The 12,509-nt window shown below is 66.2% G+C and carries 9 protein-coding genes; 2 read left to right on the top strand and 7 right to left on the bottom strand.

The features are described 5' to 3' along the window. The first annotated feature begins 22 nt into the window (after positions 1 to 22). Entirely contained in the window at positions 23 to 1,513 is a 1,491-nt protein-coding gene (gene eccD / locus RMCB_RS11835; RefSeq protein ID WP_062828893.1) for a type VII secretion integral membrane protein EccD, read from the top strand. A gap of 3 nt (positions 1,514 to 1,516) precedes the next feature. Here the strand turns inward: eccD and eccB are convergent, their stop codons facing one another. Continuing rightward, the gene (eccB, locus tag RMCB_RS11830) at positions 1,517 to 3,025 is read right to left on the bottom strand and encodes a type VII secretion protein EccB (protein ID WP_062828892.1); all 1,509 of its coding nucleotides are present in this window, start codon (positions 3,023 to 3,025) and stop codon (positions 1,517 to 1,519) included. Positions 3,026 to 3,124: 99 nt separating this feature from the next. Here eccB and eccE point away from each other — a divergent pair, with 99 nt between their 5' ends. Further along, positions 3,125 to 4,831, top strand: a complete 1,707-nt coding sequence (gene eccE / locus RMCB_RS11825; RefSeq protein ID WP_234792074.1) for a type VII secretion protein EccE — start codon at positions 3,125 to 3,127, stop codon at positions 4,829 to 4,831. On the opposite strand, the gene RMCB_RS11820 is transcribed toward eccE, so the two are convergent. The 6 genes from RMCB_RS11820 to dnaN form a co-directional block, all read right to left on the bottom strand. Further along, the gene (locus tag RMCB_RS11820) at positions 4,817 to 5,680 is read right to left on the bottom strand and encodes a DUF5336 domain-containing protein (protein ID WP_062828890.1); all 864 of its coding nucleotides are present in this window, start codon (positions 5,678 to 5,680) and stop codon (positions 4,817 to 4,819) included. The genes eccE and RMCB_RS11820 overlap by 15 nt on opposite strands. Positions 5,681 to 5,780: 100 nt before the next feature. Next, complete coding sequence (gyrB, locus tag RMCB_RS11815) at positions 5,781 to 7,793, bottom strand: DNA topoisomerase (ATP-hydrolyzing) subunit B (RefSeq protein ID WP_029371096.1); 2,013 nt, start codon at positions 7,791 to 7,793, stop codon at positions 5,781 to 5,783. A gap of 220 nt (positions 7,794 to 8,013) precedes the next feature. Further along, the gene (locus RMCB_RS11810) at positions 8,014 to 8,586 is read right to left on the bottom strand and encodes a DUF721 family protein (RefSeq protein ID WP_029371095.1); all 573 of its coding nucleotides are present in this window, start codon (positions 8,584 to 8,586) and stop codon (positions 8,014 to 8,016) included. Next, positions 8,583 to 9,737 (bottom strand): DNA replication/repair protein RecF, encoded by a 1,155-nt coding sequence (gene recF / locus RMCB_RS11805; RefSeq protein WP_062828940.1) that lies wholly within the window; start codon positions 9,735 to 9,737, stop codon positions 8,583 to 8,585. The genes RMCB_RS11810 and recF overlap by 4 nt, the downstream gene beginning before the upstream one ends. Before the next feature lie 64 nt (positions 9,738 to 9,801). Continuing rightward, entirely contained in the window at positions 9,802 to 10,728 is a 927-nt protein-coding gene (gene gnd / locus RMCB_RS11800) for a phosphogluconate dehydrogenase (NAD(+)-dependent, decarboxylating) (protein ID WP_264028888.1), read from the bottom strand. After that, positions 10,721 to 11,911, bottom strand: a complete 1,191-nt coding sequence (gene dnaN, locus RMCB_RS11795; RefSeq protein ID WP_029371092.1) for a DNA polymerase III subunit beta — start codon at positions 11,909 to 11,911, stop codon at positions 10,721 to 10,723. The genes gnd and dnaN overlap by 8 nt, the downstream gene beginning before the upstream one ends. Positions 11,912 to 12,509 lie beyond the last annotated feature (598 nt).

The raw sequence follows: 12,509 nt of genomic DNA, 5'->3' as shown, positions 1-12,509 counted from the left end.
CGCGAAGAATGGGTCGCCTCTGATGACCTCACCGTCCCCACTTCCGCTGCCGCCGGCGGATCTGGAGTTTCCGCCGGGCGCCGAGCACTCCGGTCTGCTCCGGGTTACGGTTCTGGTCGGTAGTTTGAGACTCGACGTGGGACTGCCCGGTGACATCGAAATCGCCAGCTACATAGGCGATCTGCTGGGCATCGCATCGGGCGAACTATCGGCGCGCGGCACCGGTGACACACGGTTCGACGTGGCCGCCGACCGGTGGAGTCTGGCCCCCCTCGGCGGCGCGTTGATCGACCCGGAACACTCCTTGGCCTCGGCTGATGTGTACGACGGCGACGTTCTGGTCGTCCGCGGCACGTCGACGGTGCCGGCGCCGATGTTGTTCGACGATGTCGGATACGACGAGTCTTCGCCTGCCGCGCTGCGGTGGCTGTCGACGCACCGAACACCGTTGTCGGCGTTCGGTATTGCGTTTTCCGCAGCGGTGGTGTGGGCTTGCCTGCTGCCCCGGCTGGGCCTGGGCCCGGGTGCCGCCGCGGTAACTTTGGGTGTCGGGTTGATGTTCGTCGCCGTAGGTTGCGTGGCGTTTCGTCGTACGGATGCGCAGGTGCCGTCGATCGCGTTGCCGCTCATCGCAATTCCATTGTTGTTCATCGGATCGTTGTGCATTGTTCCCAATGGTTTTGCCGTTCCGGCACTTCCGATGGCGTTCGCGGTGATCGCCCTGGCCGCGCAGCTGGCCCTGCAGATCTGTCGGACCGGTCACGTGTTTCACAGCTTCGTGATCGCCCTGGCGGCGCTCGGCGGGCTCATCTCGGTGGTGGCCAACGTATGGCACCCGCAGGCCCGCGTGCTCGGCGCCGCGGTGGCCACGGTCGCGGTGGTGGCGTTCTATCTCGCGCCGCGAGTCACCATACTGCTGGCCCGGTTGCCACTGCCGCGCGTCCCGACGGCCGGAGAACCACTGGACGACATCGAAACCCACGGGGGCATCACCGTCGAGGGCGTCGGGGCGGTGGGTTTACAGACGATTCCCACCGAAGAGCATCTGCTCGAGCGGGTCAGGCTCGCCAACGACTATCTCACCGGAATTCTCATCAGCGCCGGGCTGACGGCCGCCTTCGGGTGCTACCTGGCACTCGATACCGCCGACGGATTCTCCTGGCAGAGCACCGTATTCGCGGTGGCGGTGGCGACGGCGTTGTGCCTGCGCGGTCGCACCCACCATGACCTCGTCCAATCCGCCACCCTGATCGCCTCCGGGCTGGGCATCGCCGTGTTGCTGATCGTCAAGACCGCGGCGCACGTGCCCAACTGGCAGATCCAGAGCGGCTTCGCCGCAATGGCATTGGCATCGCTGTCCGTGCTGTGCGGAATCATCGCGCCGCGGCTGGAATTCTCGCCGGTCATGCGACGCTGGGTGGAACTGCTCGAGTACCTGGCGATCGCGATGGTGTTTCCGCTGTGCTTCTGGATCGTGGGCTTGTACTCGCATGTGCGGGAGTTGCGGCTCTGAGCCTCAAGACGACGGCACTGCGACGGCACTGCCCGCCGCGTCGGCCGGCATACCGTCGTGAGCGATCAGGGCCCCGTCGCGAGACAGTTCCGGGCCGGCCGGCAACAACGAGATCACCGACCACGGCGCCAATTGTGGTGTGGCGCCCTGTACTCCGTCGGGGCCATCCGAACCGTGCACGCCGAGTGCCGACGCCGCGGCCGCGTCCTTGATGTGGAACCGCTGGCCGGTATCGGCGATGTAGAACAGTTGCCCCATGGCTTCGGCGGTGGGCTGCATGCCCACCGCGCGCACGTACTCACCGGTGCCCGGCTTGAAGTACACGGCATCAAGCGCCGGGCCGTTGCCATCCGCACCGGCCAGCGGCACCGTCGCGGCGTCCTGCGCTACGGGCAGCCTGCGGCCCACGATCAGCTGGGTCGCGGCCGTCGTGTCGGTGGTGCTGCGTCGCCAGGTGAAGCACACCACCGGATCAGCGCGCACGCCGGCCACTGTCGGGACAACGGTCGGGTAGTGGTCGACGGCGAGTCGCTTGACCTTGGGCACAGCGGTAAGCACTGCGGGGGAGAGGCTTTCGGGATCCAGCTGCGCGGAGCGGTCACCGTACCGGATGATGTCTGCGGTCGCTGCGCTGACGGGCTGTACACCGTCGGATAGCACGACGTACAACTGTTCACCCGCAGTATCCGAAGTTTTCACGATCGAACCGACGTGCACGGTGTCGGGCAGGGGTGCAGGCGCCGGCGCGCCCGCATCAGGCACGGTGATCGCAGTTATGGGCGCTACCAACGGAAAAGCGTTGAGTAGTCCGACGGATACGTCGCGCACTTCGGCGGTGGTGAGGTGCAGCGCGTTCATCAGCACCGGGTCGGTGACGTCGATGGGCGCCCGCACACCGTCGAAGAGCAGGTAGTGCTTGTTGTCGGCGCGCACCAGCACGACCTCCGACGCGGCCGCGGCATGCGTATCGCCGCTCAATGCGGTGGGACCCGCGAGGACCGTCGTGCGCACCACCCGGCTGCCGATGCCCTGTACCGCCGCCGGGAATTCCGTTGTGTCACAAACAGTCCAAGTGGAGTTCACCGGATCGACACCTGGTGCGATCGCCAGGGGTGCACCGACGATGCCCACTACCGGACCACGGTCGAGCGCAGCGAGTTTCTTGTCATCGACCACCACGGGCGACTCACTGCTACCGGTGATGAGGCGCGCCGACGCCAGATTGAGCACCGGATATGCGCGGTCACCCATGCGGACGAACATGGCGCCGTTCGATTTACTGAGCAGGATGTGCGCGTTGCCGACAGCCGGCGCGGGTTTTAAAAATGCCAGCACACCGCACCCGCCGACGATGACCATCGCGATAACCAAACCGACCAGAAGAGAACGGGTTTGGCCCCGCATCGGATCATGGATCATCCGGGAATCACCGCGGATCAGCGCATGCTCGAGCCGTCGCAACAGAAAGCGGTACCCGTTTACCTGCGCTCTGGTGGTGATTTGCGCCGGCACTCGCGTTCCCCCCGTCGGATCGGCGACCGGAGCCGACTTTACACTGGGCTCAACTACTTCTCACGGTGCTTCCCGACCCTGAAGACAGGACTCGTCACTGTGGCCGCAACCGTTGCGTCATCCCGTCAGAAGACGTCAAACCACCTGCCGCCGAGCTCTTTTGCCACATCGACGCGGATCCTTCCGCATCGCATCCTGCCGCTGAAAGAGCTGATGCTGCTGGAAATCGTGCTGGCTCTCGGTGTCGCGGCGTACTTCTGGGTCCCGTGGTGGGCATGCGTCGGTGTGTGTGTACTGGTGATGTTGTTGCTGACGGTGCGCCGGCACGGTACCGGCTTGGTGCAGGCGGCGACGGCCCGGTGGGAGTATCGCCGGGGCCGTGGCCACCGATCGACCTATGTCGATGTTCCGGAAGCATTCGACTGCCCCGGCGACGACGACATCGCGTACGGATTCCGCTGGGACGGGCGGACTGCCATCACCGTCATCGGTATCGAGGACGACCCCGAGGATCTGACAGTCCTCGAGCCGGGGGCGACTGTCTCCGGGGACGTGGTCCGGTTGGACGTCGTGGCGGAATGCCTGCGGCAGTTCGATGTCGAACTTGATGCGGTCGACGTGATCAGTCACGGTTCGCGTTCACAGGGCCACACCCAGGTCGCGCATGTCTATGACGCGGTGCTCGGGCCGCTACCCGCGATCGCACATCGCTCGGTGTGGGTGGTCATCCGGTTCGATCCGACCCGATGCCCGCAGGCGGTGGGACTGCGCGGTGGCGGTCAATCCGGGATTTTGCGCACCGCGGCGGTGGCCACCCGCCGCGTCGCGAACCGGCTGACCGAATGCGGTCTCCGTGCTCGAGTGCTCACAGCTGCCGAGGTCGGCCAGGCGGTGAGTCAACTGTGCGGTGGCGCGAACCTCGCGAATCTGCACGAGGATTGGCAGTACTGCTCGGACGGCAATTTCCGGATGACCAGCTTCGGGCTGTCCCGTGACATGTTGACGACACAGGCGCTCGGCGAACTGTGGACCGTGCCCAGCTACGCCACCACGCTGGCGATCTCGCTGCGCAACGTCTCGGCCGAGCGGGTGGGCGTCACCGGAACCGTGCGGTTCGATTCGTTCGGGCCGATTGCCGGTAGCGGTATTTCGGCGCTGACCCCGCTGCCCGGACGGCAGTTTCTTGCGCTCATGTCCAGCCTGCCGATGCCCCGGCCGGAACGTGACATCACGCCGTGGAGCTTCGCCGGCTCGAGCGCCGACTTCATCGGCCTGCACGTCCCGGCTGCGGGTTGTGGTCAGGTGATCGGCGCCGATCACGCGGGCCGCGCGGTCGCCCTTCCGGTGTTCGGGCCCCGGATCGGCCGTGTCGAGATCCGTGGTTCATTGCACCTGGCACAGCAGGTGGTGCTGCGGGCGCTGGCGTTGGGCGCGCGAATCCTGGTGCGCACCAATCGCTCCGGACAGTGGCGCGACATGGTGGGCAATGTCGACGACGACCGGCTGCTGTGGGTCACCGATTTCAACCGGGGATCGCTGCAGGCCGGGGCGGACCGGAACTACACGCTCGCGGTGTTCGACGGTGTCATCGAATCCGGCGTCCGCAGCGGCGTGACCGCGATGGTGATCGCGCCGCCGACGGCACCTGCGACGACTCTGCCTGCTGGAACGGACGTCTTGCTCGACGAACTGCAGGACGGCTCGGACCGCGTCGTCGTGCGAACCCGCTCGACCTCGACGGTGGTCGCGATGGTCGCGACGGCCGACGAGCTCCGGTATATCGGGCGCTCCTTACAGACCAGGTAGCCGACCCTCGCCGCCGCGCGGGTAGTTGCGGCTCGGATCCGGTCCGGCACCACCGCTCTGCCCTCGATCCGGCTGCACCGGCATGGTCTGTCCCCAGCCGCCGGGAGATTCGTGCGACGGGCCCTGCCGCGCAGGTTGGGCTCCGCTTCCGGCGGGGGATGCGGGCGGGACGAAGTCCGGGTGGTCGCGGTACCCGGGTGGCGGTCCTTGTTGCGGCGCATGCTGCTGCGACGGCTGGGACTGCTGCGGCGCGTTCTGTCCGGTCTGATAGCCCTGTCCGTAGGACATGCTCCGTGGCGACGGGCTGCCGACGCCGAATCGCGTTGTCACCTCACCGAAATCGCGGTGCGCCGGTGGGTGTTGTTCGTGCGGGCCGGGATCCGGATGTGCCGGTTGGTCGGGCAGTGTCTTGGTGGCCCGCACCGCGAGGACCGCCACCACGGTCTGCGCCAGGGCCAGCACGACGATGACGTAGAGCGCCCAACCGACCACGGTCTCCGGCGGTGGATTCAGCAGCCCTATCACCAGGCCCATCACGACCGCCAGGAACCCGAAGGCCGACAGCACCGCGGCGATGATGCGGTAGTGGTGCGCGGGCACCTTGGTGCCGGGGATCGCCAGCAAGCCGGCCAGAAGCAGGGCAAGCCCACCCGCACCGGACCAGGTGGCGATCGGCTGTGCAGCCAGCACGTCGGCACTCCTGCCGGTGTACACCGGACCCGCCTGCATGCCGAAACCGATGACCGCCAACGCGGTGACGCCCAGAACGCCCGGGGCCGTCAGGTCACGTGCTACCGGCTGGACGGTTATCGGATCGCCGATGCCCATTGGTTGGCCCGGGTACGCCATGGTGGTCCTCCTCGCGGCAGCTATCCACTGGGATCGAACCTAGCGCACCAGGCTGTGACTCCTGGGAAAACGTCGCCGGTCATCTGGTGTCGGTTCTGACTTACACGTCGAGGAAGCGGACGTCCTTGGCGTTACGGGTGATGAAGCTGCGCCGGGCCTCGACATCCTCGCCCATGAGGATCGAGAAGAGTTCGTCGGCCGCTGCCGCGTCGTCGAGGGTCACCTGACGCAAAACCCGCACGCTCGGATCCATGGTGGTCTCCCACAGTTCCTTGGCGTCCATCTCACCAAGACCCTTGTAGCGCTGGATGCCGTCGTCCTTGTTGATCTTCTTGCCCGCTGCCAGACCCGCCTCGAGCAGACCGTCGCGCTCGCGGTCCGAGTAGGCGAACTCGGGTTCTTGGCGCTGCCACTTCAGTTTGTACAGCGGGGGCTGGGCCAGGAAGATGTGCCCGTTTTCCACCAGCGGCTTCATGAACCGGAACAGCAGCGTCAGCAGCAGCGTCGAGATGTGCTGGCCGTCCACGTCGGCGTCGGCCATCAGCACGATCTTGTGGTACCGCAGCTTGGAGATGTCGAATTCGTCGTGGATGCCCGTGCCCAGCGCGGTGATGATGGCCTGGACTTCGGTGTTCTTCAAAACCCGGTCGATGCGGGCCTTTTCGACATTGATGATCTTTCCGCGCAACGGCAGGATCGCCTGGAACATCGAGTCACGGCCGCTCTTTGCCGAACCGCCTGCTGAATCGCCCTCCACCACATACAGTTCCGACTTGCTCGGATCGGTGGAGCGGCAGTCGGCCAGCTTGCCGGGCAGCCCGCCGATGTCGGTGGCGCTCTTGCGCCGGACCAGCTCACGCGCCTTGCGCGCGGCGATCCGGGCCTGAGCCGACGAAACCGCTTTGTTCACAACAGTTTTCGCCTCAGCGGGATTGGCCTCGAACCAGTGCGTCAGCTGCTCGTTACAGATTTTCTGCACGAACGACTTGACCTCGGTGTTGCCGAGCTTGGTCTTGGTCTGGCCTTCGAACTGCGGCTGGGCGACCTTCACCGAGATCACCGCGGCCAACCCTTCGCGGATGTCGTCACCGGTGAGGTTCGGATCCTTGTCCTTGAGGAGCTTCTTGTCCTTGGCGTACTTGTTCACCACGCTGGTCAACGCCGAGCGGAATCCCTCTTCGTGGGTACCGCCCTCGTGGGTGTTGATGGTGTTGGCGAAGGTGTGCACCGATTCGGAATAGCCGGCGTTCCACTGCATCGCGATCTCGACCTCGTGACCCTCACCCTTGCCGTCGAAGTCGATGACGCTGGGCTGGATGGCGGTCTTGGTCCGGTTGATGTGCTTGACGAAGTCCACCAGGCCACCGGGGTAGTGGAAGGTGCGGTGCTTGACCTTGTGCGGGGCGGCTGCCTCTGCCGCCTTCTCGTCGGCGGTCTTGGGAGCAGCGGCCGTATCGGAAACGACCTCGTCGACGACCTGCTCGGGGGTGACCCGCTCATCGGTGAGTTCGATGGTCAGGCCCTTGTTGAGGAATGCCATTTCCTGCAGGCGCCGGGCGATGGTCTCGAAGTCGTAGTCGGTGGTCTCGAACACATCGGGATCCGCCCAGAAGCGGATGGTGGTTCCGGTCTGCTTGGTTTTTTCACCCTGCTTGAGCGTTCCGGGCACCGAATTCTCGTAGGTCTGGAACCACTCGAAGCCGTCGCGCCGAATGTCGGCTTCCAACCGGGTCGACAGGGCGTTGACCACCGAGACGCCCACGCCGTGCAGACCACCGGACACCTGATAGGCGCCCTCTTCGAACTTTCCGCCCGCGTGCAGCACGGTCATCACGACGTCGACGGTCGGGACGCCCGTGGCGTGCATCGCGACGGGGATACCACGGCCGTCGTCGGTGACCTGGACCCCGCCGTCCTCGAGAATGCGCACGTCAACCTTGGTTGCGAAGCCGGCCATCGCCTCGTCGACCGCGTTGTCCACGACTTCCCACACCAGGTGGTGCAGACCGCGCTCACCGGTGGAACCGATATACATACCGGGCCGTTTGCGGACCGCTTCGAGGCCCTCGAGCACCTTGATCGAATCGGCACCGTACTGATCTTGGGCAGCCACGTCGGACGCGTCTCCTTGGGGTTCACGGGAGGCGGTGGATGCACCGCCTCAGATCCTCGAACAGTCTACCGTCATCCGACGCCAGCACCGATCCTACGGCGACGTTTTCACCTAGCTATATGCGCCGTGCGCTGAATTTCACGGCATCGGGTGCGTGAGGACGCCCCCGGCGGCGGTCGCGCACCGCCTCGGCGCTCTCAGCGGAACCCGCCGTGAGCCCTCAGCCATAGGTGTCACGCGGCCCGCGGCCAGGAACGCTGCGTGGGCCTTTCCGCCACGACGGACCGACGGGCCCGACGATCTTCAACGACTTCACCACACCGTCACCGACCGCGGCGGCGATCTTGGCCAGCAACTGGGCCTGCACCATCCGCAGCTGCGTCGCCCACGCCGTCGACTCCGCCGACACCGTCAAGACGCCGTCGTTGAGCCCGGTGGGGTTGGCATGGTCGGCGATCTGGTCCCCGACCACCGCACGCCAGCGGCCGAACACCGCACCCTCGGACACTCGCGTCGACCAGCCCCGCGACTTGGCGAGATCCTGTGACGCGACCCCCAGCAGCTGAGGGTCGCGGCGGTCCGGCCCTGGGCCCGACCAGCTCCGGCGCGACCTGGCACCACCGGCCACGCGACGCACCGGCGCCGCACGGCCTCGGCCGACATCCTTGCCCTGGCTGCGGGCTGCTCCGCGGGCCTCCTCGAGCGTGCGCCGCACCAGGTCCATGCCCCGCAGGCCGGCCAGATGTTCTGGCGGGAACGGGGTTGCTTCTTCGGGCGTGTCGTCGTCAGTCACTGCTGCACCACCGAAATTCGTCCGTTTTCACCATCGATCATCCGAATCTCGACACGGCGGGCATCCCAGTCGTCGGGGATGTCCTCACCGACCGCGGCCGTGACGAGCACCTGCTCGGCAGTGGCGGCCACTCCGGCGAGCGCGCGCCGCCGCGACACATCCAACTCGGCGAACACATCGTCGAGCAGCAGTACCGGCTCCGCACCGTCGGCGCGCAGCAGTTCGTAGGCCCCGAGCCGCAATGCCAACGCCATCGACCACGATTCACCATGGCTGGCAAAGCCTTTCGCAGGCTGGTCACCGAGCCGCAACTCGAGATCGTCGCGGTGCGGACCGACCAGGCACACGCCGCGCTCGAGTTCGGCGTCGCGCCGGCGGGCCAGCGCGTCGAGCAGTGCGGCCTCGTAGAACTCCACCGATTCCGGACCGGGCGCGTTCTCGATCGCCTCGACCGAACTGCGGTAGCGGATGGCGGCAGGCCGCGACGCGGGAGCCAGCAGCTGGTAGGCCTTCTGCACTTCCGGGTGCAGTTGCTCGACGAGTTTGATGCGGGCCGCGATCAGCGCCGCACCGTGCGCGGCCAGGTGACCGTCCCACACCTCGAGGGTGCTCAGAACGCTGCTGTCGCCCCGATAGCGGGCTCCCGCAGCGGTTTTCAGCAACGCGGTGCGCTGGCGCACCACCTTGTCGTAGTCGGCGCGCACGCCCGCGATCGCCGGGCGACAGGTGGTCGCGAGTTCGTCGAGGTAACGACGTCGTTCTCCGGGATCGCCACGGACCAGCGCGAGATCCTCCGGGCTGAACAGCACCGCGCGCAACACCCCGAGCACCTCACGCGGGCTGCGGACCGGGGACCGGTTGAGCCGGGCCTTGTTGGCCCGGCCCGTGGTGATCTCGAGGTCCACGGCGAGCTCGCGGCCATCGTTGACGACGATGGTCGAGACCACGGCACGCTCGGCACCGGCCCGGATCAACGGTGCGTCGGTGGCCACCCGGTGGGATCCGAGCGTCGCCGAATACCACAGGGCTTCAACCAGATTCGTCTTTCCGAACCCGTTGGGACCCACGAATACGGTCCGGCCGGGCTCGAGGTCCACGTCGGCGTGCGCCCACGATCGGAAATCGGTCAGCGTCAGATGGCGGGCATACACGGCCATACCTCCCGTGCCACTTCGCCCGCACTCCTGCGCGCCACGTGCGCCCCGTCGGGCAGGATCACCCGGACTCGCTGATCCTCTGTACGGCGTGTCCACCGAACTGGTTACGCAGCGCCGCCACCGCTTTCATGGTGGGGGAGTCCTCTTGCCTCGAGGCGAACCGCGCGAACAGCGACGCGGCGATCACCGGCATCGGTACGCGGTGGTGGATCGCCTCTTCGACAGTCCACCGTCCTTCGCCCGAATCCTCTGTGTAGCCGGTGATCTCGTCGAAACCGGGATCTTCCTTGAGCGCCTTGGCCAACAGTTCTTGCAGCCACGACCGCACCACGGTGCCGTTGGTCCAGGCCTGGATCACCGCCTGCGGGCTCTTGATGAGGTCCTCGGCCGCCAGCAACTCATAACCCTCGGCGTAGGCGTGCATCAAGCCGTATTCGATGCCGTTGTGCACCATCTTGGCGTAATGCCCGGCACCCACCGGCCCGGCATGTACGAATCCGTCGGCGAGTTCACCGGCCGGGCGCAGGGTGTCGAAGATCGGCATGGCCCTGGCCACGTCCTCGTCGCTACCGCCGACCATCAGGCCGTAGCCCTCGGTCAGGCCCCACACGCCACCGGACACACCCGCGTCGATGTAAGCAATACCCTTCTCGCCCAACAGTTTTGCGTGCGGGCCATCCTCGGTGTAACGGGAGTTGCCGCCGTCGATCACCAGGTCACCCGGGCTGAGCACATCGGCCAGCGACACGATGGTCTGATCGGTGATGGTTCCCGACGGCACCATCACCCAGACCACTCGAGGCGCGGTGAGCGCCGCTGCCAGGTCCGCGAGGCTGGCCACATCGCTGACCTCGGGGCGAGGATCGTAGCCGATGACCTCGTGACCGCCCTTGCGGAGGCGCTCACGCATGTTGTAGCCCATCTTGCCCAGGCCGATCAGCCCCAGTTGCATGTGGGTTCCTCTTTCGCCGGGCCGGTCAGCCAGGAAGGCGCACCGGCATCAACAAGTACACGTAATCGGTGTGTGCGGCCGGGAACGGCCCACCTCCACCGGTCCCATCATCGTCGCCCGCCGGCCGCAACACTGCGGGACGGCTGGGTGTCGTGAAACCGAATGTCACGCGTTCGGAGCGCAACGAGCCCAACCCGTCGGTCAGATACGTCGGGTTGAACGCGATGGTGAGCGGCTCACCCGCGAATGAGACCGGGAGATCTTCCTCGGCCCGGCCGACATCGTCCGCTCCGGCCGACAGCCGCAGGACGTCCTCGGCGAATTCCATGCGGATCTGCGCGCCGCGATCGGCGACCAGAGCGACACGCTTGATGGCCTCGGTCAGCTCCGCGACGCCGATGGTGGCCACCGCGGTGTGTTCGGTGGGCAGCAGCTGGCGGAACTTGGGGAATTCCGCGTCCAGCAGACGCGTGGTGCTGCGCTTGCCATTGCTGCGGATACCCAGCAGACCGTCCTTGCCGACCGACGGACCCGACCCGAGGGACAGGTGAACTTCGGTGCCGTCGGTGCCGGCTTTCGCCGCCTCGGCCAGCGTCTTCGCCGGCACCAGTACCGCAGCCTCGACGTCAGCGGCGGTAGCCACCCAGGTGAGCTCCCGAACTGCCAACCGGAACCGGTCCGTCGCGGCCAAAACCACTGATTCCCCGGAGATTTCGACGCGGATGCCGGTCAGCATCGGCAGCGTGTCATCCCGTCCGGCCGCGACGGCGACCTGGCCGATGGCCTCGGCGAACAGGTCGGCGGCGACAACCCCGGTCTCGTCCGGCAGGGCGGGCAGAGCCGGGTAATCCTCCACCGCCAGGGTGGGCAGCGAGAACCGGGCACTTCCGCAGGTCAGCGCGACGCGGGTGCCTTCCACGCTGATGTCCACCGGCTTGCCCGGCAGGGCCTTGGTGATGTCCGAGAGCAGCCGACCGGACACCAAAACGCTTCCGGGAGAAGCGATTTCAGCTGCAACCCGCACCTCTGCGGAGACTTCGTAGTCGAAGCCAGAGATGGTCAGCCCGTCATCGGTGCCCGTGAGAAGCACACCGGCCAGTACCGGGATGGTGGGCCGGCTCGGCAGGTTACGGGCCACCCAGGCCACCGCATCCGCGAAGTCCTCGCGTACCACGCGAAACTTCAAGTCGGTCAGCCCAGCCGTCGTCGTCGACACGTCTTATGCGCCCCTTCGAATAATCCCCACAATGAGCTCTACCAGCGGTTTCTCATCGATGCTGCGCAGCATCATGCCACGCGAGCACGCTGGAGAAACCGTCGTCGAAGAACCACCGTAGAGCTTTCCGCATGAACTTGAAAGCTAATCGATCGGGGTGACCTCGAAGGACACCGGGGATGCGAGGCGGGGCTCGAGCCGAGATGTCCCCAACAGGCTTCTTCTAAGAAGAATTATGAGTAGATATTTGAGTAACAGTAATAGGGACTGTGGAATCTGGGGATGAAGCGGTGTAAGCCCAGCACCGTCGGTGTGTCGCGGTGTGCGTCGGCTGTGGACAGCGGGGTGCGGGGTTCCGGGCGGCTGTGGAGAACTCGAGCCGTGTGGATTGTTCCCCCGATAATCCTGTGATTCGCCCGCAGGTTGTGCACAGTGCTGTGCACAGGGATTTTGGGCGTGCGACTGTGACCGCTGACGCAGCTGTGACAAAAGTTGTTCTGCAAATCGGTCGCATCCTGAGCAGGCGTGACCACGATGTGAGACACCATTTGACGCCACAAAGACCCCGCGGGCGTCGGGGGAGGGTTGCGCAGCTGGG

Source organism: Mycolicibacterium brisbanense, from assembly GCF_001570425.1.
GTDB classification, from domain to species: domain Bacteria; phylum Actinomycetota; class Actinomycetes; order Mycobacteriales; family Mycobacteriaceae; genus Mycobacterium; species Mycobacterium brisbanense.
This window is presented reverse-complemented; position numbering and strand designations above follow the sequence as displayed.